Source organism: Mycobacterium sp. SMC-17 (genome assembly GCF_045310915.1).
GTDB lineage: Bacteria > Actinomycetota > Actinomycetes > Mycobacteriales > Mycobacteriaceae > Mycobacterium.
Genome location: NZ_JBJIAK010000020.1, coordinates 58,362 through 80,783, shown reverse-complemented (window position 1 = coordinate 80,783; position 22,422 = coordinate 58,362). Strand labels below are relative to the sequence as shown.

The window sequence follows — 22,422 nt, the reverse complement described above, 5'->3', positions numbered from 1 at the left end:
CCGGTGACCCACGCCTATCCGGTTGCCGCGAACGCCGCCTCGATCCAGTTGCTGAACTCGCACGCCAGGTGCCAGCGATGCTGTGCGATCAGGTACGGCGCGGTGAGCCAAGGGAATTCGACGCACAGCCGGGCATGGAAGCCGCCCGCTTCGTCGCGGAATTCATGCCGGACGCCGCCGATCGCCAAGCCGCCCTCGGTACGCGCGACCCCCGCCGCCTCGACGGGGAACGCGGGGTCACGGGGCGTCACGAGCGGTGACGTGTCGTCGTAGTCGACGAAGAACCGCGTCGCCAATGGACTTCCGCCGGTCGTCTCGATGACCTCCTGCCGGCCGTCCGGGGCGGTGTCGATGAGGAAGTGGTCGGGGTTGGCGGCGATCATGCTGCGCGCGTAGTCGGCTCGGCCGTCGTCGGTGAACCAGTCCACGAACGCGCGGGCGCTGCCGCCGGTCACGTACAGGTCGCACACACTCGTCGCACGACGTCCGAACGACAACCGCGTCGTACCACGGGCCACCACGCCGGCCGCCCGGATGTCACGCGCCAAGCGACAACGGATGTCGTCGGCGCCCAGAGCCAGTTTGGCGTCGGCGAAAGCTGTTCGCTGCCGGGCGATATCCCCGGCGGGCACCGGCAGACCGATCTTGCCGGCGGCCTTCGGCAGGCGCCTGGCCTCCCAGGCGAGCACCTCGTCGCGAGCTACCGCACGCCCCCCGATCACGGCGTCGATGGTGAGCGTCTGGTCCGGCATGCGAACACCTCCTACACTAAAAGCATCTGTAGTTGCTTTTATATGATGGAGTGCGATGCCCAGTCAAGACTCCGCAGTCCCCCGGCCGCGACCAGGTGGCCGGTCCGCGCGTGTTGTTGCCGCCGTCCACGCGGCGACCCTCGAACTCCTGACCGAGATCGGGTACGACAACCTGCAACTGTCCGATGTGGCCAAGCGGGCGCAGGTGAACAAGACGACCGTCTACCGCCGGTGGCCGACGAAGGCCGCCCTGGTCGCCGACCTGCTGGCGCGCTTCACGGAGAGCAATGTCGCGACGCCGGACACCGGGTCACTGCAGGCAGACCTCGAGCAGCTGCTCTCGGACATCGTCACCGCACTGTCCGACCGGGCCATCCGCGCCGTCCTCTACGCCGCGCTGACGGGCGCCGACGACAGCGACGACGTGCGAACCACGCAGACCAGGTTCTGGGAGGAACGCTTCCGGCGCAGCGGCGCTGTCGTCGACCGCGCGATCACCCGCGGCGAAATCCCGCCGGGCACCGACCCGCGCGCGGTGCTGGAGATGGCTGCGGGTCCGGTCTATTTCCGCGCACTCTTCACCGCGGACGCGATCACGCCCGACCACCTGAGTGAGACCGCGCGGCGCACCATCCGTGCGTTCGCGGAACGCTAAGCCGCGCGGGCGTCCTCGGCCGACGCCTCCAACACGGCGTGCAGGCTGCGCAGGCAGTACCACGGAATGGCCACCATGGCAGCCGTGATGATCAGGGCCAGGCCGTACAGGATCCAGGCCAACTCGTCGTGGCGGTCGGCCAGCATGTACGCGCCCAGGAAGACGAACAGTGTCGCGCCACCCATGGCCGCGGCGATCCCGAGCGTGCAGCGCAGCCACAGCTGATCCACCGCCGCCACCGGAAAGCCCAGCATGCTCGTCGCCGGCGACGCCGAGTAGCGGCGCACGACCGGATCGTCGAAGGAGCGCAGGGCACTCTGCGGGAGCTCACCGGCGGGACGACGGTCGTCGGCCTCGGACGGCCCGCCGCCGAGCAGCGGCAGCGGCGCTGCCCCACCGCGACGGGCGCGCAACAACAGCGGAATGGCGCCCACGATCACCGCCGCGGATACCGCGATGACCGAGTACAGCAGCCACGGCGTGTGCGACGACCCGGCACCCGACGGGTGCCGGGTGCCGAGGTCGACCATCGCGACGACGGCGGCCACGCCGGCGCCCAGGGCCGCGAGCCACACGGCCACCGAGCCGCCGAGCAGAAGACGGTCCAACTGGTCGGGGCTACCGCCGGTCACTCGCGACCGGGTTGAAGTCTCAGCGTTGTACGGCATTTAACAGCTCGTCTGCCAATCATCGTTGGTCTGCGAGGCCAGTGTCTGGCCGTCGCTCGTCACAATCGAACAGTTCAGGTGGCTCAACCGCAGCAGGCTGGAGGCCTGCACCGAGCCCACGTCGGACATCGAGATCGGTGTCAGAGTGATCATCCACGGGATGTAGACGTTCTGCTGGGTGCGCTGGCGTCCCGCGGCGTCGGTGTACGTCACCGAAATGCGGTCCAGCGGCGCTTTCGTGCCCCAAATCCGGTACGTGACATAGCGCGGCCCGGTCGGCGGCGCGGACGTCGTCGCCGGCGGCGCGGCCGCGGCGGAGCTGGGCGGCGGAGGCGGCGGCTCTTCCGACGGCGGAGGTGGCGGCGGCTGCGTCACGGTCACCGTCGACGGGGGCGGCGGAGGTGGTGGCGGCGGGGGCGCCTCGGTTGTCGTGGGCGGAGGCGGCGGCGTGGTCGTGGTGGTGAACTCGTCCTGGAACGGCGGCGCCGAGGTGGTGCTGGTCGACGGCGTCGCCACATTCTCGGAATCGGTGTTGCGGGTCACCAGGATGGCGACGGACGCCACCAGCGAGATGGCCGCGATGATCGCCACGACGCCGACAACCCACGGCCACCGCGGCGGCGGGGTGTCGTCGGCTTCGGACTTGGCCTCGTAGCTGTCGTAGTCGTACAGCGCGGGCTCCGGCGGCACGTACGGCGCGATGGTGAAGTGCTCGGACTCGGGCGCAGAGTAGGCCTGCGAATAGATCTCGGTTTCGCCGGTGCCTTCACCGACTCCCGATGACTCCCGGGCCGCATCATCCGAGCCCGGGGAATGTGACCCGCTCACGTACGCCTATCCCTCTCGACCACTGTGTCGCTGTAGCTGGTGAACGCCGCTTGCGGCGACAGTCCAGCCTTTGGCAGACATTACCCAACATGGGCCCGGCATGGCCGTACCGGACGGTGCCAGAGGACCATCTGACATACGGTTGTGACCTGACCGCAGAGCGATCAGGTCACAGGGGCCGTAGGTGTCTAGTGCTTCTCGGGACCGGTGTAGTACTCGAAAACCAGGCCGGCGACGGTGGCCAGCACGAAGCAGACGCCGGCGACGATCAGCCAGGGCAGCCACAGGCCGATACCGACCGCGGTGGTCGAGGCCGACAGGGCGATCAGCAGCGGCCACCAGCTGTGCGGGCTGAAGAAGCCCAGCTCGCCGGCACCGTCGGAGACCTCGGCGTCTTCGTAGTCCTCGGGCCGGGTGTCGAGGCGACGGGCCACGAACCGGAAGAACGTGCCGATGATCAGCGACAGACCGGTGGTCAGCACCAGCGCGGTGGTGCCGGCCCACTCGATGCCACCGTTGGCGTACAGCGCGGTCAGCGCGCCGTAGCCGACGGTCGCCAAGGCGAAGAAGGCAGTCAGAATCTCGAAAAGTCGGGCTTCGATATGCATGGCGTATCCCCTACTTGCTCGCCTGAGCCGGCGAACCGACCTGCTCGCCGCGGCGAGAGTCGAACGGATGGGTCGTCTGGGCCACCGGCGGCAGGCCGATCGACACCAGGGCGTCGGCGTTGGTCGCCTTCGGGTGGTCGATGCGGTACTGCAGGTAAGCCTTGAACTGCTCCGGCTCCACGACGCGCACCTCGAAGTTCATCATCGAGTGGTACGTGCCGCACATCTCGGTGCAGCGGCCCACGAACGGACCGGTCTTCTCGATCTCGCTGACCTGGAAGATGTTGTCCGAGTGGTTGGCCTCGGGGTTCGGGATGACGTCCCGCTTGAACAGGAACTCCGGCACCCAGAAGCCGTGGATGACGTCAGCCGAGGCGATCTGGAACTCGATGCGCTTGCCCTTCGGCAGGACCAGGATCGGAATCTCGGTGCTGGTGCCGATGGTCTCGACCTTGTCGAAGTTCAGGTAGCTGCGGTCCTCGGGGTTCTCGCCGCGGATCGCGCCGACCTTCTCCTCGCCGTGCTCGTCCTTGCCCTCGGGCTTGGACTTCATGGCTTCCTTACGGGCCGCGTCGGCGCCGTCGTAAGAGAAGGTGTTGTCCTTGAAGGCGACCTTCTGGTAGCCGAACTTCCAGTTCCACTGGAACGCGGTGACGTCGATGGTGACCTCAGCGGGCTTGCTGTGGTCCATCATCTTCTCCTGCACCACGACGGTGAAGTAGAAGAGCACCGAGATGATGAGGAACGGCACGACGGTCAGCACCAGTTCCAGCGGCATGTTGTAGCCGAACTGGCGCGGCAGCTCGGTGTCCGTCTTCTTCTTGCGGTGGAACGCCATCGCCCAGAAGATCAGCGCCCAAACGATGGCGCCGACGACGAACGAAGCGATAACCGACCACACCCAGAGGTCACGGTTTGCGTGCGCTTCTGGCGTGATGCCGGTCGGCCAACCCAGGCCGAAGACTTCTTGCCAGCTGCATCCGCTGAGCAGCAGCGTCGACGCGCCGAGAATGGCGGACAACGCCACCAAACGGAGCCCGCGAGCGGTCACGTTGAGGCCCTCCTAGGAGTCGGTCAAGCCGGTCGAATACTACGCAGCGTAGACCACGCCCGCAGCGCCGAGCGAAGCGACCGGCCAATCGGCAACGTCGGTTCTGAGTTCACCTGCCTGAACAGGCATACTGGCGCCGTGTGCGGACTGCTGGCCTACCTGGCCGACCCTGTTGCCGACCATTCCACTGACCTGGTGAACGCGGTCTCGGATGCCACGCATCCGATGCGCCACCGGGGTCCGGACGAGTCGGGCGCCTGGGCCGACGACAGCGATCCGAGCGACGGTCATCACACCGTCGTGTTCGGCTTCAACCGACTGTCGATCATCGACATCGCGCACAGCCACCAGCCGCTGCGCTGGGGTCCGCCCGAGGCGCCGAATCGCTACGCGCTGGTGTTCAACGGCGAGATCTACAACTACCTCGAGCTGCGCGAGGAACTGCGCGCCGAGTTCGGTGCCGAGTTCGCCACCGAGGGCGACAGCGAGGCGATCGTCGCTGCCTACCACTACTGGGGCACCGCGGCGCTGAACCGCTTGCGCGGGATGTTCGCCTTCGCGCTGTGGGACACCGAGACCCGCGAGTTGTTCTGCGCGCGGGACCCGTTCGGTATCAAACCGCTGTATCTGGCGACGGGCCCGGGCGGCACCATCGTGGGCAGCGAGAAGAAGTGCATTCTCGACCTGGCGGCCCGTGCCGGCGTCGACCTGAGCATCGACGAACGTGCCGTCCAGCACTACACGGTGCTGCAGTACGTGCCCGAACCCGAGACCCTGCAGCGCGGGATCCGGCGGCTGGAGTCGGGCAGCTATGCCCGGATTCGCCCGGGCCAGCAGCCCGAGGTGACGCGCTACTTCAAGCCGAAGTTCGCCGCTGTGCCATTTGTCACAGGGCAGGAGCAGGCCCGGTACGACGAGATCACCGCCGTCCTGGAGGATTCCGTCGCCAAGCACATGCGGGCCGACGTCACCGTCGGCGCGTTCCTGTCCGGCGGCATCGACTCGACCGCGATCGCCGCGCTGGCGATGCGGCACAACCCCAAGCTGATCACCTTCACGACGGGCTTTGAGCGCGAAGGCTTTTCGGAGGTCGACGTCGCCGTCGCCTCCGCCGAGGCCATCGGGGCGCGGCACGTGACCAAGGTCGTCAGCCAGGCCGAGTTCGTCGCGGCGCTGCCCGAGATCGTCTGGTACCTGGACGAGCCGGTGGCCGACCCGGCGCTGGTGCCCTTGTTCTTCATCGCCCGCGAGGCCCGCAAGCACGTCAAGGTGGTGCTCTCCGGTGAGGGCGCCGACGAGCTGTTCGGCGGCTACACCATCTACCGGGAACCGTTGTCGCTCAAGGCCTTCGACCGTGTCCCGCGGGGACTGCGGCGCGGGCTCGGCAAGGCCTCGAAGTCACTGCCCGACGGCATGCGCGGCAAGAGCCTGCTGCACCGCGGGTCGCTGACGCTCGAGGAGCGCTACTACGGCAACGCCCGCAGCTTCTCCGACGAGCAACTGCAGGCAACCCTGGCGCAGTTCAACCCGGAGTGGACCCACACCGACGTGACGGCGCCGATCTACGCCGAGTCCGCGGGCTGGGACCCCGTGGCGCGCATGCAGCATCTGGACCTGTTCACCTGGCTGCGCGGCGACATCCTGGTCAAGGCCGACAAGATGACCATGGCCAATTCCCTGGAACTGCGGGTGCCGTTCCTGGATCCCGAGGTGTTCGCGGTCGCGTCCAAGCTGCCGTACGACCAGAAGATCACCCGCACCACGACCAAGTACGCACTGCGGCGGGCCCTCGAGCCCATCGTCCCGGCGCATGTGCTGCACCGCGCGAAGCTGGGGTTCCCGGTGCCGATCCGGCACTGGCTGCGCTCGGGCGAACTGCTGGAGTGGGCCTACGCGACGGTCGACGCGTCGCAGGCCGGGCATCTCATCGACCTCGACGCCGTCCGCCAGATGCTCGAGGAGCACCGGGGCGGCGTCAGCGATCACAGCCGCCGGCTGTGGACGGTGCTGATCTTCATGCTGTGGCACGCCATCTTCATCGAGGGCAGCGTCACGCCGCAGATCAGCGAGCCCGTCTACCCCGTCGAACTCTGACCACTACGACGAAAGTGCGGGAAACGACCGCGAATTCGCGCTGAATTCGGTCGTTTCCCGCACTTTCGGCGGAGTGCTTATGCGAGCGCTGCGGCGATCTCGTCGGCCGCTTCGGTGCCGAACGCGGCCGACAGCCGCGGCAGTGCAGTGGTCTTGTCCCAGGTCCACTCCTGCGGACCCGGGGCCTCGAGCACCAGGGTGGCAACGAGCGAGGCCAGCTGAGCGGCCCGCTCCAGGCTCAGGCCGGCGCCGCGGCCGGTGAGGAAGCCGGCGCGGAACGCGTCACCGATACCGGTCGGGTCGACCTTCTCGTTCTCGGGCACGACGTCGACGTGGACGAACGAGCCGTCACGGCCGACGATGTCGACGCCCTTCTCCCCCAGCGTGGTGACGCGCAGCTCGATCTGGCTCATCACCTCGGCCTCGGACCAGCCGGACTTCTGCAGCAGCAGGTCCCACTCGTAGTCGTTCGTGAACAGGTAGGCGGCGCCGTCGATGAGGCGACGGATCTCCTCGCCCGACAGGCGGGCCAGCTGCTGGCTGGGGTCCGCGGCGAACGACAGACCCAGCTTCCGGCATTCCTCGGTGTGCAGGAACATGGCCTCGGGGTCGTTGGCCCCGATGATCACGAGCTCGGGCTCACCCTGAGCGGCGACGAGATCGGCCAGCTTGATGTTGCGCGCCTCCGACATGGCACCCGGATAGAACGACGCCAGCTGCGCCATGTCCTCGTCGGTGGTGCAAACGAATCGTGCGGTGTAGGCGGAGTCGGACACCAGCACCTGCGAGCAGTCGACGCCGTGCGACGTCAGCCAGCCGCGGTAATCGTCGAAGTCCTTGCCCACCGCGCCGACCAGCGTCGGGCTGCCGCCCAGGATGCCGATGGCGTAGGCAATGTTGCCGGCGACGCCGCCGCGGTGCACCACCAGGTCGTCGACCAGGAAGCTCAGCGACACCTTCTGCAGGTGTTCGGCCAGCAACTGCTCGGCGAATCGGCCGGGGAAGCGCATCAAATGGTCGGTCGCGATCGATCCGGTCACGGCAATGGTCATTCGGCGAGCTTACCCAGGCTGAGGTCCGGGCTGCCCTACGCGGGTGCGCTAGCCTGTGGACAACATGGACGGCGCATATCCGTACCCGGAATCGATCCCCCCGCAGCCGGGTCCGGGGAACTCCACCTACGGTGCCCCTTACAGCGGCCCGCCGACGTCGTACCCGACGACTCTCCCACCGGCCGTGGAATACCCGTCGGGCGGCGGTAACAACACCAAGCGAATCCTGCTGGTCGTCGGCGCTGTGCTTGCGGTCGTCGCCGTCATCGGCGGCATCATCTTCGCGGTGCGCAGCACCAGCGATCGCGGCCTGACCGACGCCTCCGCGAAGTCCGCCATCCAGGGCTATCTCAACGCGCTGTTGCAGCAGGACAAGCAGACCGTGGCACGCCATGCCCTGTGCGGCCTGTACGACGGCATCAAGGATCACGCCACGGATTTCACGGTGGCGAATCTGGCCAGTGATGCGTTCCGCAAGCAGTTCGGTCAGGCGGATGTGACGTCGATCGACAAGATCGTGATGCTGTCACCGAATCAGGCGCAGGTGCTGTTCACCATGAAGGTGGCGCCGTCGGGCCGGCTGCCGCGCGGTTCGGGACCGAAGAACAACGAATTGCAGGCTGTCGCGCAGCTGCTGGTGCAGCCGCGCGAGACCCTGGTCTGCTCGTACCTGCCGCGTCCGGCGGACTCCCTGTAGGAGGCCGCCGGACCAGCACGGTCGGCTATCTCAGTTGAACGAATCGCCGCAGGCGCAGGAGCCGGTGGCGTTCGGGTTGTCGATGGTGAAGCCCTGCTTCTCGATGGTGTCGACGAAGTCGATGGTGGCGCCCTGGACGTACGGGGCACTCATCCGGTCGACGGTCAGGTTGACGCCGCCCACGTTGGTGGTGAGGTCACCATCGAGCGTGCGGTCATCGAAGAAGAGGTTGTAACGCAGGCCGGCGCAGCCGCCCGGTTGCACGGCGATACGCAGCGCGAGGTCGTCACGGCCTTCCTGGTCCAGCAGAGCCTTGGCCTTGGCGGCCGCCGCGTCCGACAAGATCACGCCGTGGGTCTCGGTCGAGGTACCGGTGCTGGTCGCGTCCTCAACAGTCATTGCATCTCCCTGGTGCATCGATTGCCTGGCACTATCCAGGCACCATCAACGGTACCTTGTCGGGCCGGTATTCCCGAGTTCAGCGGCTACGCCCGTAGCTAATCCGGTCAGCTGGTTGGCCGCATCGCTCATGGCCAGTTCCACCGAGCCGGCGTGGTCGGTGATCGAGTACGCGGCCGTCACCCCGGCGGCAGCCAGCGCGGACGGGGCCAGCGTCACCTGCCCGGCCAGCACCAGCACAGGCGTGCCGGCGGCCTGGCCCACCAGCGCGCTGATCACCTTGCCGTGCAGCGACTGGTCGTCGAACCGGCCCTCGCCGGTGATGACGAGGTCGGCGGCAGCCAGGTCCGCGGCCAGCCCGGTGTGTGTGGCGATGACCGTCGCGCCCGACTCGCGCCGGCCACCGAGGGCCAGCAGCGCCGCGCCCAGGCCGCCGGCAGCGCCGGCTCCCGGTTCGACGGCGACGTCCCGGCCGGCCACCGATTCGAGTTCGCGGGCCCACGCCGTGAGCCGCTGCTCCAGCAGCTCCACCGTGGCGGGATCGGCCCCCTTCTGCGGACCGAACACCGCGGCCGCACCCATCGGCCCCAAAAGTGGGTGTTCGACGTCGGAGGCGACGATGACCTCGACACCGGCCAGTCGCTGACATGCCGGCGTCAGCCCGCCCAGCGCGGCGACGAGCCCCAGGCCGCCGTCGGTGCACGAACTGCCGCCGAGGCCCACGACCACCTTCTGCGCGCCCGCCGTCAGCGCCGCGTCGACAAGCTGGCCTACGCCGAAGCTGCTGGCATCCAGCGCGGTCCGCACCGTCGGCGGCCCGCCGAGCAGCGCCAATCCGCAGGCCTGCGCGCACTCGATGTAGGCGGTGTCCTGGTGCAGCACCCAGTGCGCGGTGACGTCGCGATCGAGCGGGCCGCGCACTGTCGCGGTCTGCAGCCCGCCCAGCCGCTCGGCGAGGACGTCGACGAAGCCCGGGCCGCCATCGGACTGCGGGGCGAGCACCAGCGTGTCGGCCGGCCGCGCGGCGGCCCAGCCCGCGGCGATCGCCGCCGCGGCCTCGACCGCGGTGAGGCTGTCGCCGTAACAGTCGGGGGCGACCAGAACTCTCATCGGAGCAGGTTAAGCCGCCCACAGCTCGGGTGCATGACGGCCGAGCCCGGCCACCGAAGTAACCTGACACCGTGAATCTGCTGGGCCGCAAGAAGGACAACGCCGACTCCGGAGACGAGAGCGGCAATGCTGACGACGTCGACGTGACCGTCGACTCGGGCGACGACGCCGGGGCCCGCACCACGGCGCCCAAGGGCCGCCCGACCCCCAAGCAGAGCGCGAACCGCAAGCGCGGCCCGGTCGCACCGGCGCCGATGACGACGGCCGAGGCACGTAAGCGCCGCAAGGAACTGCGCAACTCGAAGACCAAGGAAGAGCGCAAGGCCGACCGTGTGGCCCGCCGCGCCGACATGGATGCGCGCCGCGCCAAGATGATGGCCGGCGACGAGGCCTACCTGCTGCCCCGCGACAAGGGTCCGGTCAAGCGCTACGTCCGCGATCTCGTCGATTCCCGGCGCAACGTGCTGGGGCTGTTCATGCCGTCGGCGCTGGTGCTGGTGTTCTTCATGATGGCGCTGCCGCCCGTGCAGACCCAGGGCCTGCTGTCGGTCGCGATGCTGGGGCTGATGGTGATCATGGCCATCGACGGTGTGCTGCTGAGCCGGCGCATCAACAAGCGGGTCGACGCGAAGTTCCCGGGCAACACCGAAAGTGGTTGGAAGCTGGGCTTCTACGCGTCCAGCCGGGCCTCGCAGCTGCGCCGGATGCGCGTGCCGAAGCCGCAGGTCAACCGCGGAGACAAGGTCGACTGAGCCCGGTGCGCACCCTGGTGCTCGGCGGCATCCGGTCGGGCAAGTCGCAGTGGGCCGAGGATTGGATCACCCGTACGGCGGGTCCGAACGGATCGGTGCGCTATGTCGCGACCGGGTCCGTCGACGGTGACGCCGACTTCGCGGCCCGGGTGTCGGCTCACCGGAACCGCCGGCCGACACACTGGTCGACCATCGAATCCGCTGACGTGGCAACGACTTTGCGTGCCGCCGGCGCCGCCACCATGGTCGACGACATCGGCGGCTGGCTGGTCGCAGCCATGGACCGGCGCGGCGCATGGGAAGGGGCTAGGTCCGGCGCCTCCCTTCGGACCGACATCGATGAATTGACGTCTGCGGTCCACGAATTCACCGCGCCACTGGCCCTGGTCAGCCCGGAGGTCGGCCTGACCGTCGTCCCCGCCACCGAGTCGGGCCGCCGGTTCGCCGACGAGCTGGGCTCGCTCAACCAGCGCCTGGCCGCCGTCTGCGACCGCGTGGTGCTGGTGGTGGCCGGCCAGCCTCTCACCGTCAAGGAGCCCCGATGAGCGATCCCCGCGCCCAGTTCCCCGACCTCACCAAACCGGACGCCGATGTGCGGGAGGCCGCCCTCGCGCGCCAGCTGACCCTGACCAAGCCGCCGGGCTCCCTGGGACGCCTCGAGGATCTGTCGGTCTGGGTGTCGGCGTGCCAAGGCGTCTGTCCGCCAAAGCAATTCGAACGTGCTCGGGTCGTGGTGTTCGCCGGCGACCACGGCGTGACGGCGTCCGGCGTTTCGGCGTTCCCGTCCGAGGTCACCGCGCAGATGGTGGCGAACTTCGACGCCGGCGGCGCCGCCATCAACGTGCTGGCCGAGGTGGCCGGTGCGACCGTGCGCGTGGCCGACATCGCCGTCGACGGCGAGGCCCACTCCCCCGCGATCGGCGCCCACAAGGTGCGACGCAGCAGCGGCAACATCGCCGTCGAGGACGCGCTGTCGACCGAGGAGGCCATCGCGGCGATCGCGGCGGGCCGCACCATTGCCGATCAGGAGGTCGACGCCGGCGCCGACCTGCTCATCGCCGGCGACATGGGCATCGGAAACACCACTCCGGCAACAACTCTGGTCGCCGCCCTGACGGCGACCGAACCCGTCGCCGTGGTGGGCCGCGGCACCGGCGTCGACGACGAGGGTTGGGCCCGCAAGACGGCGGCCATCCGCGACGCGCTGTTCCGCGCGCGTCAGGTGAAGGCCGATCCCGTTGCGCTGCTTGCCGTTTGCGGCGGTGCGGACCTGGGCGCCATGGCGGGATTCCTGGCCCAGGCCGCACTGCGGCGCACCCCGGTGCTGCTCGACGGCATGGTGGTGACCGCCGCGGCGCTCGTCGCCGACCGGCTGGCCCCCGGCGCGAAGGCGTGGTGGCAGGCCGGCCACCTGTCGACCGAACCCGCGCATGCGGTGGCATTGCAGCGCCTGCAGTTGACGCCGATCCTGGACCTCGGCATGCGCCTGGGCGAAGGCAGCGGCGCTGCGGTGGCGCTGCCCGTGCTGCGGGCCGCGGTCGCGACGCTGGCGTCGATGGCCACGTTCGGCGAGGCGAACGTCACCGACAAACCCGCTCACTGACTGTGATCGGTTCCCTCGCTTCGGCTTTCGCGTTCAGCACCGTCCTGCCGGTGCGCAGTGACCGGCCGTTTGGGCGGGGCACACTGACTGCGCTTCCGGCGGTCGGCATCGTTCTCGGTGGTATCGCCGCGGCCGTCGTGTGGGGCGCCGGGCAGGTGTACGTGACCGGCCCGCTCGCCGGGCTGCTCGCGGTGGCGGTACTGCTTCTGCTGACCCGCGGCCTGCACATCGACGGACTGTCCGACACCGTCGACGGCCTCGGCTGCTACGGACCGCCCGAGCGGGCCCTGGCCGTCATGCGCGGTGGCACCGCGGGCCCGTTCGGGGTGGCCGCGATCGTGGTGGCGATCGGCGCGCAGAGCATGACGTTCGCCGCGCTGAGCCCGGTGGCGGTCGTCGTCGCTGTCACCGCGGGCCGTGTGGCCGCGCTGGCGGCCTGCCGCACGTCGGCACCGGCCGCGCCGGGCAGCACGTTGGGTGCGATGGTCGCCGGCAGTCAGCCGGTGTGGGTGGTCGCGGCGTGGACGGTGGCGGTGGCCGCGGCGTCCGCGTGGGCGACGCCGCGGCTGTGGCAGGGTCCGGTGGCCGTGCTCGTCGCGCTGGGAATCACCGCACTACTGGTGGCGCACTGCGTCCGCCGGTTCGGTGGGATCACCGGCGACGTACTGGGTGCGGCGGTCGAAGTCACGACCACGTTGACTGCGCTCGGGCTGGCCGTCCACTAGCCGCCGAATGTGAAGAAGATCGCGAGATTTCACTGGAATCTCGCGATCTTCTTCACGTCGGACGTGGTCAGCCCAGGCGGGTCATCCAGTTGTGGGTGTCGGCGAAGGTGCCGCGCTGAATGCCGGTCAGGGTGTCGCGTAGTGCCATGGTGACCTCACCGGGCTGGCCGTCGCCGATGGTGAACTCGCCGGCCGATTCGCCGTGCCCGTACTTCACATGCGCGACGGGCGTGATGACGGCCGCGGTGCCGCAGGCGAACACCTCGGTGATCTCGCCCGCGGCGGCCTTCTTCTGCCACTCGTCGATGTCGATCTTGCGTTCCTCGACGGCGAAGCCGGCGTCAACCGCCAACTGCAGCAACGAGTCCCGCGTGATGCCGGGCAGCAACGAGCCGGACAGCTCGGGGGTGACCAGTCGTGCCGAGCCACCGCTACCGAACACGAAGAACAGGTTCATGCCACCCATTTCTTCGACGTACCGGCGCTCGATGGCGTCCAGCCAGACCACCTGGTCGCAGCCCATCTCGGCGGCCTGCGCCTGCGCCAGCAGCGACGCGGCGTAGTTGCCGCCGAACTTGGCCGCGCCGGTGCCGCCGGGGCTGGCCCGCACGTACTCGGTGGACAGGTAGACCGACACCGGCTTGATGCCGCCCTTGAAGTACGCGCCGGCGGGCGAACCGATCACCAGGTAGCGGTACTCGTTGGCGGGGCGCACGCCCAGGCCGGGCTCGGTGGCGATGATGAACGGCCGCAGGTACAGCGACGCCTCACCACCGGCGGCCGGCACCCATTCGTTGTCGACGGCGATCAGCTGGCGCAGTGACTCGACGAAGACGTCGCCGGGCAGCTCCGGGATGGCCAGGCGCCGGCACGACGACTGCAGGCGGGCGGCGTTGGCCTCCGGACGGAACGACACGATCGAGCCGTCATTCCAGCGGTACGCCTTCAGACCCTCGAAGACCTCCTGCGCGTAGTGCAGGACGATCGCCGACGGATCGAGCTCGATGGGCCCGTATTCGGTGACCCGTGCGTCGTGCCAGCCACGGTCGACGGTGTAGTCGATGGCCACCATGTGGTCGGTGTGGAACCGCCCGAATCCGGGGTCGGCCAGAACCTGAGCCCTTACCTCGTCGCTCGCCGGGTTGCTCGCGCGCGAAACGGTGAATTCGAGGGGGCCATCGGTCATATGCCGATTGTATCGCCCGTGGCTAATCCGTTTTCCCGTCGCTCCGCTCGCCCCTTACCGCGTTTTCGCCGCGGCTAACGCGTCTTGGCCGCCACGAACGGCGGCGCCACGACCTCGCATTCGAGCGCCCGGCCGCGGACGTCGACGGTCACCCGCGCGCCGTCGGCGATGTCGGCCGCGGTGTCGAGCAGCGCCAGCGCGATGCCGACCTTGAGGCTCGGCGAGAAGGTGCCCGACGTGGTGATGCCCACCGGCTTGGCAGGTACCTCCCCCGTCGCTTCGCTCGCCCCGGCGTCCAACACTGTCAAACCGGCCCGCAGCACGCCACGTCCGACAGCCTTCAGGCCGCGCAGCGTCCGCTTCGGTCCGGCTTCCTTCTCCGCGAGCAGCGCGTCGCGGCCCCAGAACGCATCCTTCTTCCAGCCGATGGCCCAGCCGCAGCGGGCCTGCAACGGCGAAATGTCCAGCGACAGTTCATGTCCGTGCAGCGGGTAGCCCATCTCGGTGCGCAGGGTGTCGCGCGAGCCCAGCCCGGCGAGTTCACCACCGGCATCCTTGACCGCGGCGACGAGCGCGTCGAACACGACGCCCGCGCGGTCCCACTCGGGCAGCAGTTCGTAACCGTGCTCGCCGGTGTAGCCGGTGCGGCACACCCGAACCGGGACGCCGTTGTACTCGGCGTCGGCGTAGCCCATGTAGTCCATGTCGGTCGGCAGCCCGAGCGCGGTGAGCACCTCGGTGGACTTCGGCCCCTGCACCGCGAGCACGGCGTAGGAGCGGTGCTCGTCGGTGATGGTCAGTTCGGGCGGGGCGACGCGCTGCAGCTCGGCGACCACGGCGGCGGTGTTGGCCGCGTTGGGCACCAGGAAGATCTCGTCGTCGGAGACGTAGTAGGCGATCAGATCGTCGATCACGCCGCCGGACTCGTTGCAGCACAACGTGTATTGCGCCTTGCCCGGACCGATGCGGCGCAGGTCGTTGGTGAAGGCGGAGTTGACGAACTCGGCGGCGCCTGGGCCACGCACGAGCGCCTTGCCGAGGTGGCTGACGTCGAAGAGCCCGACGGTCTCGCGGGTGGCGTTGTGCTCGGCCACGGTGCCGGCGTACGACACCGGCATCAACCAGCCCCCGAATTCGGCGAAACTCGCCCCGAGTTCGCGGTGACGGTCTTCCAGCGGGCCCTGCAACAGTTCGCTCACGGCCAGTCAGCCTAGTGCTTGCGCCTCGGATCGCAGTCGGTATGTGGCTGTGATCCGAGGCGTTGTCGATGGTCAGATCGCCCCGCCGGTCCCCCGGTAGCTGGCAGACTCGTTTCGTGGTCGATTTCGACGCCCTGGAAGCCGCGGGCATCGCCGATGCCCGCCGGCGCGCGCCGCTCATCGAGTATCTGGACGGCCTGGGCTTCACCGCGGAGCAGATGGTCGCAGCCGAGCGCCAGGGGCGGTTGTTCGGCTTGGCCGGCGACGTCGTGCAGTGGTCGGGGCAGCCCAGCCACAGCCTGACGGCCGCCGCCGAGGCGCTCGGGTTGCCGCTGGCCGACGTCGAGCAGGCCTGGGCGGTGCTGGGCCTGACGGTTGCCGACCCGAACACACCGACGCTCACCGACAACGACATCGAGGCGCTGCGCACCTGGGCCGACCTGCGGACGGCGATCGGAGCCGACGCCGCGACGGGCTTCCTCCGGGTGATCGGTGCCAGTGTGGCGCGGGTGGCCGAGGCGCTGGCGTCGATGAGCCGCGCCGGTCTGCCGGAGCTCGACCTGGCCCACAGCCACGACGAACTCGTGACGGCGCAGGCCTACCGATCGGCGGCCGCCTTCATTCCGCGCATCGGCGGCATGATCGATTCTTTTCACCGCCACCATTTGTTCGCTGCCCGAACGTATTTCGATGCCGTCGCCCGCCGCGAGCCATTGACGGTGGACTGCGGTGTCGGGTTTGCCGACCTGTCCAATTTCACGCAGCTCACGCAACGGCTCACGCCGGCCGACCTGACCAGCCTGCTCAACGAGTTCAACGCCATCACGAACGACGTGGTGCACGCCGACGGCGGCCGGGTGGTCAAGTTCATCGGCGATGCGGTGATGTGGGTCAGCGCCACACCCGAGTCGCTGGCGCGGGTCGCCATGGACCTGGTGCACCATCCGCGGCCGAAGATGGCCCACATCAGCGTGCGGGCCGGTCTGAGTTTCGGCTCGGTGGTGGCCACCGGTGGTGATTACTTCGGCAATCCGGTCAATCTGGCCGCCCGCCTGGTGGCCGCAGCCGAGCCGGGGCAGATTCTGGTGGCCGCGCCGTGGTACGACATGCCGGGCAAATGGCCGGTGGCGCCGCGGGAGCCTTTGGTACTCAAGGGCTTCAACGACCCGGTGACCGCGTTCGAGCTGTGCCCGGAGGCTGAGCGGGCGGCCCGGCAGGCGTGATGACTAGGGTGGGACCGGTGAGCAGCGCACCCGGTTACCAGTCCCCCGCCGTCACCGTCGCATCCGCCCTGCCGTCCGATCTGGACGCCGCGGTGCTGATCGTGCCGGTCATCACCGGCGAGAACGACGAGGCCACGGTTCTGGCCAACCCGTTCCTGGACGCCGAAGCCACCGGCGAGATCGAGGTGGCATTGAAGACCCTGGGCGCGAAAGGCTCGACCGAGCAGGTGACGCGCGTGCTCGTGCCGTCGCTGCCGGTGGCCAGCGTGCTGGCCGTCGGCCTCGGCAAGGACCGCGACGAGTGGCCGGCCGACGTCATCCGCCGCGCCGCCGGCGTGGCGGCCCGCTCCCTCAACGGCACCGAGACCGTCGTGACCACCCTGTCCGAAGTGGACGTGGCCGCGGCCGTCGAAGGCCTGATCCTCGGCGCCTACCGCTTCTCCGAATTCCGCAGCGCGAAGACCGCCCCGAAGGAGGCGGGCCTCACGGCGCTGACGGTGCTGTCCACCGCCGACGACGCCGAGACCGCAGCGGCCCGCGGCGTCGACGTCGCGACTGCCGTGGCGACGGCCCGCGACTTCGTCAACACCCCGCCGAGCCACCTGTACCCGGGCGAATTCGCCAAGCGCGCAAAGGCTTTGGGTAAGTCGGCGGGCCTCGAGGTCGAGGTGCTGGGCAAGAAGGAACTGGAGGACGCCGGCTACGGCGGCATCGTGGGTGTCGGCAAGGGTTCGTCCCGCGGGCCGCGCCTGGTGCGGCTGACCTACCGTTCCGGCACGAAGAACGCCAAGAAGGTGGCGCTGGTGGGCAAGGGCATCACCTTCGACACCGGCGGCATCTCGATCAAGCCGGCCGCCAACATGCACCACATGACCTCCGACATGGGCGGTGCCGCGGCCGTCATCGCGACCGTCGTGCTGGCAGCCCGTCAGAAGCTGGCGGTCGACGTCACCGCGACCGTCCCCATGGCCGAGAACATGCCGTCGTCGACGGCGCAGCGGCCCGGCGATGTCCTGACGCAGTACGGCGGCACCACCATCGAGGTGCTCAACACCGATGCCGAGGGCCGGCTCATCCTGGCCGACGCCATTGTCCGCGCCTGCGAGGACAACCCCGACTACCTCATCGAGACGTCGACGCTGACCGGCGCGCAGCTGGTCGCGCTCGGCACGCGTACCCCGGGTGTGATGGGCAGTGACGAGTTCCGCGACCGGGTCGCGACGCTGTCGCAGCAGGTCGGCGAGAACGCGTGGGCGATGCCGCTGCCGGAAGAGCTCAAGGACGACCTGAAGTCGACGGTCGCCGACCTGGCGAATGTCAGCGGCGCGCGCAACGCCGGCATGCTGGTGGCCGGGGTGTACCTGCGCGAGTTCGTCGCCGACGGCGTGCAGTGGGCACACCTCGACGTCGCCGGCCCGGCATACAACACCGGCGGCCCGTGGGGCTACACCGGCAAGGGTGGCACCGGCGTCCCGACCCGCACGATGTTCGCCGTGCTGGAGGACATCGCCGCCAACGGCTGATCACGCACACAACGACAGCTCGGCGGTAGCTGAGACGACGGCAGTTACCGAATTTTTCTACCGCCGAGCTTGTCCGAGGCGTACCGTTCCTGCATGAATAAGTACATTCAGCTGGCTGCCGTCACAGCCACTGTTATCGGCATGGAATTAGCCGGGATGAGCGGCGCCACACAGGCGCTTGCCGATCCCGAAGACGAGGACATCATCGCCGACCAGTTGTGTCCCTTCCGGAATGTGATCGACCGGCTGGGCGGCGACGATCAGTGCGACCCCGGATACAACAACGGCGGCGGGCTGTTCTACAACAACGGCATGCCGTGCGACAGCGTCGCGTTCCAGAACCCGGCCTGCAATCCCACGGTCAACGTGAACGTGAACCACGAGGGCGAAGTCACGCACAACGTCAACGTCAACGGTGAGCCGCCCCGATAGGCCGCCCTAGCCGGCTTTGCTGCCGACCTGAGCCAGTTGCAGCTCTGGCGTGGGCGCGGCGCCGGCGACATGCTCGGCGAGTTCGCGGGCGGCGGTGGCGAGCAGCTCCGGATGTGACATCGGCGACCAGTGTCCCGAGTCGATGTCCCGGCGCCACAACTGCGAGACCCATTGGGGCGTCTCGTCGTAGAGGTACGGGCGCACGAACTGGTCGCCGCGGTTGACGATCACCTGCACGGGCACCGTGACGTAGTGGTCGCGCCGGCCCGAGAACAGGGTGCGCCAGTAGTTGGCCGGGTACACCTTGAGGCTGTTCGCGGCGTCGGTCGCGAAGGTGTCCGAATGCCGAATCTGGTTGTCGGACATGCCATCCAGCCACTTCAGCAGGAGCGGAATGATGGTCGGCACGCTGGCGCGCACCAGCACTCGCGCCACGAGCGGGATCGAGAAGAAACCTTGGTATGTCAGCCGCAGGAACTGCGACACCGATTGCCGGAACCGCGCCGGCCGATACGGCCGCTTGAGACCCTCCATGATGAAGCGCCGGGTGTGGTCGGCGCTCGGCCCCGAGGTCGAGGTGAACGACGCGACGCGGTCCACCGACTCCGGTCGCGACAGGTACTCCCAGATACCGACCGAGCCCCAGTCGTGGGCCAGGACGTGGACCTTCCGACCGGGCGCCAAGGCGGCGATGACGGCCGCGAAGTCGTCGGCGTAGTGCGCCATGGTGTACGACGAAACCTTCTTGGGCACACCGGAATTGCGCGAGCCGCGGTTGTCGTAGCGGATCACCCGGTAGGTCTCGGCGAGGTGCGGCACCGTGGCGTCCCACATGTCGTGCGAGTCGGGCCAGCCGTGCACCAGCACCATCACCGGGCCCTCGGGGTTGCCCTCGTCGTAGGTCGCGATCCGCGTCCCGTCGGCACTGTCCACAAACTGCATCGCCACACCCGCCTGACCTCAAAGTATCCCGTACCGCCGGTACTGGTTCGATTGCGACAGTAGCCTGCTCAGCGAGGGTGTCAACACAGCGGGACAAAGTCCCGACCCGCCCCTCCTCGACTGCGCGAGCATGACAGGATGGGCCCTGTAGACATTCGAAGTGACGAGCGACTTTTCGAGGAGTCAACGTAATGGCCATCTCCGTCCAGATGCCCGCACTCGGTGAGAGCGTTACCGAGGGGACCGTCACTCGATGGCTCAAGCAGGAGGGCGACACCGTCGCGGTCGACGAGCCCCTGCTCGAGGTGTCCACCGACAAGGTCGACACCGAAATCCCGTCGCCGGCAGCCGGTGTCCTGACCAAGATCGTCGCGCAGGAAGACGACGTGGTCGAGATCGGCGGCGAGCTCGCCGTCATCGGTGAGGCCGGCGAGTCCCCGGCTCCGTCCGCCCCCGAGCCCGCCGCGGCACCCGAGCCGGAGCCCACCCCGGCTCCCGAGCCCGCCGCCGAAGCCCCGGCTCCGGCCGCCGAAACTCCCGCGCCGGCACCCGCATCGGCCCCCGCCCCGGCCGCCTCCGACGCGACCGACGCCACCTCGATCGTGATGCCGACGCTCGGCGAGTCCGTCACCGAGGGCACCGTGACCCGCTGGCTCAAGAAGGTCGGCGACTCCGTGGAGGTCGACGAGCCCCTGGTCGAGGTGTCCACCGACAAGGTCGACACCGAAATCCCGTCGCCGATCGCCGGCGTGCTGCTGTCCATCACCGCCGACGAGGACGACGTCGTGTCCATCGGTGGCGAGCTCGCCAAGATCGGTGCCGCCGGTTCGGCCCCGGCCGCCGCCCCGGCCCCCGAAGCCCCGGCACCGGCACCCGCCCCCGAGCCTGCCGCCGCGCCGACGCCACCGCCGGCTCCCCCGGCTCCGGCCGCACCGACCCCGCCGCCGGCCCCCGCGCCCGCTCCCGCCCCGGCCGCTCCGGCGCCCGCCGCTCCGGCTGCTGCGGCCCCGGCCGCGTCGTCGTCGGACGACGCCAGCCCGTACGTCACCCCGCTGGTGCGAAAGTTGGCTGCCGAGAACAACGTTGACCTCGCATCGGTGCAGGGCACCGGTGTCGGTGGTCGCATCCGCAAGCAGGACGTGCTCGCCGCGGCGGAGGCCGCCAAGGCCCCGGCCGCACCTGCCGCCGCTTCGTCCGCCCCGGCCCCCGCAGCTCCGGCGGCGAAGGCCCCGGCCGCCGCACCGGCTCCGGCCCTGGCGCACCTGCGTGGCACCACGCAGAAGGCCACCCGGATCCGGCAGATCACGGCCAAGAAGACGCGCGAGTCGCTGCAGACCACGGCGCAGCTGACGCAGACCCACGAGGTCGACATGACCCGCATCGTCTCGCTGCGGGCGCGCGCCAAGAACTCGTTCGCCGAGCGCGAGGGTGTGAACCTGACCTACCTGCCGTTCATCGCCCGCGCGGTGATCGACGCGTTGAAGATCCACCCGAACGTCAACGCCAGCTACAACGAGGAAACCAAGGAGATCACCTACTACGACGCCGAGCACCTCGGCTTCGCGGTGGACACCGAGCAGGGCCTGCTGTCGCCGGTCGTGCACAACGCCGGTGACCTGTCCCTCGGTGGCCTCGCGCGGGCGATCGTCGACATCGCCGACCGCGCCCGCTCGGGCAATCTGCGGCCCGACGAGCTGGCCGGTGGCACCTTCACGATCACCAACATCGGCAGCCAGGGCGCCCTGTTCGACACCCCGATCTTGGTCCCGCCGCAGGCGGCCATGCTCGGCACCGGCGCCATCGTCAAGCGGCCGCGCGTCGTCGTGGACGAGAGCGGCAACGAGTCGATCGGTGTCCGGTCGGTCTGCTACCTGCCGCTGACCTACGACCACCGCCTGATCGACGGCGCCGACGCCGGACGGTTCGTGACCACCATCAAACGTCGTCTCGAAGAGGGTGCGTTCGAGGCCGACCTGGGGCTGTAATCCCATGGCGCACGCGGTCATTGCCATCGCGGGCTCGTCGGGACTCATCGGTTCCGCACTGGTGTCGGCGCTGCGCGCGACCGACCACCGGGTGGTGCGCATCGTGCGCCGGCAGCCGGCCAACGCCGACGAGGTGTACTGGAACCCCGACGCCGGCGACTTCGACTGGCGCACGCTGCGTGACGTCGATGCCGTGGTCAACCTGTGCGGCGTGAGCATCGGGGCGCGCCGCTGGTCGGGAGCGTTCAAGCAGAGCCTGCGTGACAGCCGGATCGTCCCGACCGAGGTGCTGACCGACGCCGTCGTCGACGCCGGGGTGCCCGTGCTCATCAACGCCAGTGCCGTTGGCTTCTATGGCGATACGCGCGACCGCATCGCCGATGAGCGATCCCCCGCCGGCACCGGCTTCCTGGCCCGGCTCTGTCTGGACTGGGAGGCCGCCACCCGGCCGGCCGCCGACGCCGGCGTCCGCGTCGTGCTCGCGCGCACCGGCCTCGTGCTGGCACCGGCCGGCGGCATGCTGGCTCGGCTCCGCCCGGTCTTCGGGCTCGGCCTCGGTGCCCGGCTGGGCAGTGGGCGCCAGTACATGCCGTGGATCACGCTCGAGGACGAGGTGCGGGCCCTGCTGTTCGCGCTCAATCACGACGACCTGTCCGGCCCGCTGAATCTGACGGGCCCGGCGCCGGTGACCAATGGCGAGTTCACCGAGGCGCTGGGGCGGGCACTGCACCGCCCCACCCCGCTGCTGATGCCCGGTTTCGCGCTGCGGGCCGCGCTCGGCGAGTTCGCCGAGGAGGGACTGCTCGGCGGCCAGCGGGCCATCCCGGCCGCGCTCGAGGACGCCGGCTTCGAGTTCCACCAGCGGACCATCGGCGAGGCGCTGTCGTACGTCACCGCCCCCAACGCGGCCTGACTCCGGCAGGCGTAGCGTCAGTTCA

23 protein-coding genes are annotated in these 22,422 nt (G+C 69.3%); 12 read left to right on the top strand and 11 right to left on the bottom strand.

The features are described 5' to 3' along the window. Positions 1–14 precede the first annotated feature (14 nt). A complete protein-coding gene (locus tag ACJH7A_RS15090) occupies positions 15–752 on the bottom strand; it encodes a hypothetical protein (RefSeq protein ID WP_212812098.1) in 738 nt (245 codons plus the stop codon). A gap of 55 nt (positions 753–807) precedes the next feature. Here ACJH7A_RS15090 and ACJH7A_RS15085 point away from each other — a divergent pair, with 55 nt between their 5' ends. After that, positions 808–1,407 (top strand): TetR/AcrR family transcriptional regulator, encoded by a 600-nt coding sequence (locus tag ACJH7A_RS15085; protein WP_212812099.1) that lies wholly within the window; start codon positions 808–810, stop codon positions 1,405–1,407. On the opposite strand, the gene ACJH7A_RS15080 is transcribed toward ACJH7A_RS15085, so the two are convergent. From ACJH7A_RS15080 to ACJH7A_RS15065, 4 genes are all read right to left on the bottom strand, one after another. Then, a complete protein-coding gene (locus ACJH7A_RS15080) occupies positions 1,404–2,075 on the bottom strand; it encodes a DUF2561 family protein (RefSeq protein WP_212812100.1) in 672 nt (223 codons plus the stop codon). The genes ACJH7A_RS15085 and ACJH7A_RS15080 overlap by 4 nt on opposite strands. Continuing rightward, positions 2,076–2,903 carry a hypothetical protein gene (locus tag ACJH7A_RS15075; protein ID WP_212812101.1) on the bottom strand — a complete coding sequence of 276 codons (828 nt, stop codon included), beginning with the start codon at positions 2,901–2,903 and terminating at the stop codon, positions 2,076–2,078. 188 nt (positions 2,904–3,091) lie between these two features. Continuing rightward, positions 3,092–3,511 (bottom strand): cytochrome c oxidase subunit 4, encoded by a 420-nt coding sequence (locus tag ACJH7A_RS15070; RefSeq protein ID WP_020103569.1) that lies wholly within the window; start codon positions 3,509–3,511, stop codon positions 3,092–3,094. Positions 3,512–3,521: 10 nt separating this feature from the next. Beyond that, the gene (locus ACJH7A_RS15065; RefSeq protein WP_212812102.1) at positions 3,522–4,562 is read right to left on the bottom strand and encodes a cytochrome c oxidase subunit II; all 1,041 of its coding nucleotides are present in this window, start codon (positions 4,560–4,562) and stop codon (positions 3,522–3,524) included. 138 nt (positions 4,563–4,700) lie between these two features. On the opposite strand from ACJH7A_RS15065, the gene asnB reads away from it, so the two are divergent. Continuing rightward, a complete protein-coding gene (gene asnB, locus ACJH7A_RS15060; protein WP_212812103.1) occupies positions 4,701–6,656 on the top strand; it encodes an asparagine synthase (glutamine-hydrolyzing) in 1,956 nt (651 codons plus the stop codon). Positions 6,657–6,733: 77 nt separating this feature from the next. Here asnB and ACJH7A_RS15055 read toward each other — a convergent pair whose 3' ends face one another. Next, positions 6,734–7,708, bottom strand: coding sequence for a carbohydrate kinase family protein (locus tag ACJH7A_RS15055; RefSeq protein WP_406802235.1), 975 nt, complete (start codon positions 7,706–7,708; stop codon positions 6,734–6,736). A 64-nt stretch (positions 7,709–7,772) separates the two neighbouring features. Between ACJH7A_RS15055 and ACJH7A_RS15050 the strand changes: the two genes are divergently transcribed. Further along, complete coding sequence (locus ACJH7A_RS15050; RefSeq protein WP_212812105.1) at positions 7,773–8,405, top strand: hypothetical protein; 633 nt, start codon at positions 7,773–7,775, stop codon at positions 8,403–8,405. Positions 8,406–8,435: 30 nt separating this feature from the next. On the opposite strand, the gene ACJH7A_RS15045 is transcribed toward ACJH7A_RS15050, so the two are convergent. Together ACJH7A_RS15045 and ACJH7A_RS15040 are read right to left on the bottom strand one after the other, a co-directional pair. After that, on the bottom strand, positions 8,436–8,804 hold the full coding sequence (locus ACJH7A_RS15045; protein WP_020103564.1) for an iron-sulfur cluster assembly accessory protein: 369 nt from the start codon (positions 8,802–8,804) through the stop codon (positions 8,436–8,438). A gap of 45 nt (positions 8,805–8,849) precedes the next feature. Continuing rightward, complete coding sequence (locus tag ACJH7A_RS15040; protein ID WP_406802234.1) at positions 8,850–9,914, bottom strand: glycerate kinase; 1,065 nt, start codon at positions 9,912–9,914, stop codon at positions 8,850–8,852. 71 nt (positions 9,915–9,985) lie between these two features. Here ACJH7A_RS15040 and ACJH7A_RS15035 point away from each other — a divergent pair, with 71 nt between their 5' ends. The 4 genes from ACJH7A_RS15035 to ACJH7A_RS15020 are packed head-to-tail and all read left to right on the top strand — an operon-like array spanning position 9,986 to position 12,994. After that, complete coding sequence (locus ACJH7A_RS15035; RefSeq protein ID WP_212812107.1) at positions 9,986–10,666, top strand: DUF3043 domain-containing protein; 681 nt, start codon at positions 9,986–9,988, stop codon at positions 10,664–10,666. A 5-nt stretch (positions 10,667–10,671) separates the two neighbouring features. Then, positions 10,672–11,211: a bifunctional adenosylcobinamide kinase/adenosylcobinamide-phosphate guanylyltransferase gene (locus tag ACJH7A_RS15030; RefSeq protein ID WP_406802233.1), complete on the top strand. Its 540-nt coding sequence runs from the start codon at positions 10,672–10,674 to the stop codon at positions 11,209–11,211. Beyond that, positions 11,208–12,269: a nicotinate-nucleotide--dimethylbenzimidazole phosphoribosyltransferase gene (gene cobT / locus ACJH7A_RS15025; RefSeq protein ID WP_406802232.1), complete on the top strand. Its 1,062-nt coding sequence runs from the start codon at positions 11,208–11,210 to the stop codon at positions 12,267–12,269. Before ACJH7A_RS15030 ends, cobT begins: the two co-directional genes overlap by 4 nt. Positions 12,270–12,271: 2 nt before the next feature. Next, positions 12,272–12,994, top strand: a complete 723-nt coding sequence (locus tag ACJH7A_RS15020) for an adenosylcobinamide-GDP ribazoletransferase (RefSeq protein WP_406802231.1) — start codon at positions 12,272–12,274, stop codon at positions 12,992–12,994. A 67-nt stretch (positions 12,995–13,061) separates the two neighbouring features. Here the strand turns inward: ACJH7A_RS15020 and ACJH7A_RS15015 are convergent, their stop codons facing one another. Further along, a complete protein-coding gene (locus tag ACJH7A_RS15015) occupies positions 13,062–14,180 on the bottom strand; it encodes a branched-chain amino acid aminotransferase (protein ID WP_020103558.1) in 1,119 nt (372 codons plus the stop codon). Positions 14,181–14,254: 74 nt separating this feature from the next. After that, on the bottom strand, positions 14,255–15,379 hold the full coding sequence (gene gcvT, locus ACJH7A_RS15010; RefSeq protein ID WP_318985178.1) for a glycine cleavage system aminomethyltransferase GcvT: 1,125 nt from the start codon (positions 15,377–15,379) through the stop codon (positions 14,255–14,257). A 68-nt stretch (positions 15,380–15,447) separates the two neighbouring features. Between gcvT and ACJH7A_RS15005 the strand changes: the two genes are divergently transcribed. The 3 genes from ACJH7A_RS15005 to ACJH7A_RS14995 all read left to right on the top strand — a co-directional run bounded on the left by ACJH7A_RS15005 (position 15,448) and on the right by ACJH7A_RS14995 (position 18,557). Then, on the top strand, positions 15,448–16,602 hold the full coding sequence (locus tag ACJH7A_RS15005; RefSeq protein ID WP_406802230.1) for an adenylate/guanylate cyclase domain-containing protein: 1,155 nt from the start codon (positions 15,448–15,450) through the stop codon (positions 16,600–16,602). Then, positions 16,602–18,125 (top strand): leucyl aminopeptidase, encoded by a 1,524-nt coding sequence (locus ACJH7A_RS15000; RefSeq protein WP_406802229.1) that lies wholly within the window; start codon positions 16,602–16,604, stop codon positions 18,123–18,125. The genes ACJH7A_RS15005 and ACJH7A_RS15000 overlap by 1 nt, the downstream gene beginning before the upstream one ends. 93 nt (positions 18,126–18,218) lie before the next feature. Continuing rightward, positions 18,219–18,557 carry a hypothetical protein gene (locus ACJH7A_RS14995; protein WP_406802228.1) on the top strand — a complete coding sequence of 113 codons (339 nt, stop codon included), beginning with the start codon at positions 18,219–18,221 and terminating at the stop codon, positions 18,555–18,557. A gap of 6 nt (positions 18,558–18,563) precedes the next feature. Here ACJH7A_RS14995 and ACJH7A_RS14990 read toward each other — a convergent pair whose 3' ends face one another. Next, positions 18,564–19,499 (bottom strand): alpha/beta fold hydrolase, encoded by a 936-nt coding sequence (locus tag ACJH7A_RS14990; RefSeq protein WP_406775017.1) that lies wholly within the window; start codon positions 19,497–19,499, stop codon positions 18,564–18,566. 191 nt (positions 19,500–19,690) lie between these two features. Here ACJH7A_RS14990 and sucB point away from each other — a divergent pair, with 191 nt between their 5' ends. Together sucB and ACJH7A_RS14980 are read left to right on the top strand one after the other, a co-directional pair. Then, the gene (sucB, locus tag ACJH7A_RS14985) at positions 19,691–21,484 is read left to right on the top strand and encodes a 2-oxoglutarate dehydrogenase, E2 component, dihydrolipoamide succinyltransferase (protein ID WP_346414659.1); all 1,794 of its coding nucleotides are present in this window, start codon (positions 19,691–19,693) and stop codon (positions 21,482–21,484) included. A 4-nt stretch (positions 21,485–21,488) separates the two neighbouring features. Further along, positions 21,489–22,397 carry a TIGR01777 family oxidoreductase gene (locus ACJH7A_RS14980; protein WP_212812116.1) on the top strand — a complete coding sequence of 303 codons (909 nt, stop codon included), beginning with the start codon at positions 21,489–21,491 and terminating at the stop codon, positions 22,395–22,397. Positions 22,398–22,422 lie beyond the last annotated feature (25 nt).

Excerpts from the sequence above, each read along its gene's own strand:
- sucB (WP_346414659.1), top strand. The coding sequence starts at position 19,691 with ATGGCCATCTCCGTCCAGATGCCCGCACTCGGTGAGAGCGTTACCGAG.
- ACJH7A_RS15080 (WP_212812100.1), bottom strand. The coding sequence starts at position 2,075 with ATGCCGTACAACGCTGAGACTTCAACCCGGTCGCGAGTGACCGGCGGT.
- ACJH7A_RS15000 (WP_406802229.1), top strand. The coding sequence starts at position 16,602 with ATGACTAGGGTGGGACCGGTGAGCAGCGCACCCGGTTACCAGTCCCCC.
- ACJH7A_RS15015 (WP_020103558.1), bottom strand. The coding sequence starts at position 14,180 with ATGACCGATGGCCCCCTCGAATTCACCGTTTCGCGCGCGAGCAACCCG.
- ACJH7A_RS14995 (WP_406802228.1), top strand. The coding sequence starts at position 18,219 with ATGAATAAGTACATTCAGCTGGCTGCCGTCACAGCCACTGTTATCGGC.
- ACJH7A_RS14990 (WP_406775017.1), bottom strand. The coding sequence starts at position 19,499 with ATGCAGTTTGTGGACAGTGCCGACGGGACGCGGATCGCGACCTACGAC.
- ACJH7A_RS15040 (WP_406802234.1), bottom strand. The coding sequence starts at position 9,914 with ATGAGAGTTCTGGTCGCCCCCGACTGTTACGGCGACAGCCTCACCGCG.
- ACJH7A_RS15055 (WP_406802235.1), bottom strand. The coding sequence starts at position 7,708 with ATGACCATTGCCGTGACCGGATCGATCGCGACCGACCATTTGATGCGC.
- ACJH7A_RS15090 (WP_212812098.1), bottom strand. The coding sequence starts at position 752 with ATGCCGGACCAGACGCTCACCATCGACGCCGTGATCGGGGGGCGTGCG.
- ACJH7A_RS15005 (WP_406802230.1), top strand. The coding sequence starts at position 15,448 with ATGGTCAGATCGCCCCGCCGGTCCCCCGGTAGCTGGCAGACTCGTTTC.
- ACJH7A_RS14980 (WP_212812116.1), top strand. The coding sequence starts at position 21,489 with ATGGCGCACGCGGTCATTGCCATCGCGGGCTCGTCGGGACTCATCGGT.
- cobT (WP_406802232.1), top strand. The coding sequence starts at position 11,208 with ATGAGCGATCCCCGCGCCCAGTTCCCCGACCTCACCAAACCGGACGCC.
- ACJH7A_RS15085 (WP_212812099.1), top strand. The coding sequence starts at position 808 with ATGCCCAGTCAAGACTCCGCAGTCCCCCGGCCGCGACCAGGTGGCCGG.
- ACJH7A_RS15050 (WP_212812105.1), top strand. The coding sequence starts at position 7,773 with ATGGACGGCGCATATCCGTACCCGGAATCGATCCCCCCGCAGCCGGGT.
- ACJH7A_RS15070 (WP_020103569.1), bottom strand. The coding sequence starts at position 3,511 with ATGCATATCGAAGCCCGACTTTTCGAGATTCTGACTGCCTTCTTCGCC.
- ACJH7A_RS15045 (WP_020103564.1), bottom strand. The coding sequence starts at position 8,804 with ATGACTGTTGAGGACGCGACCAGCACCGGTACCTCGACCGAGACCCAC.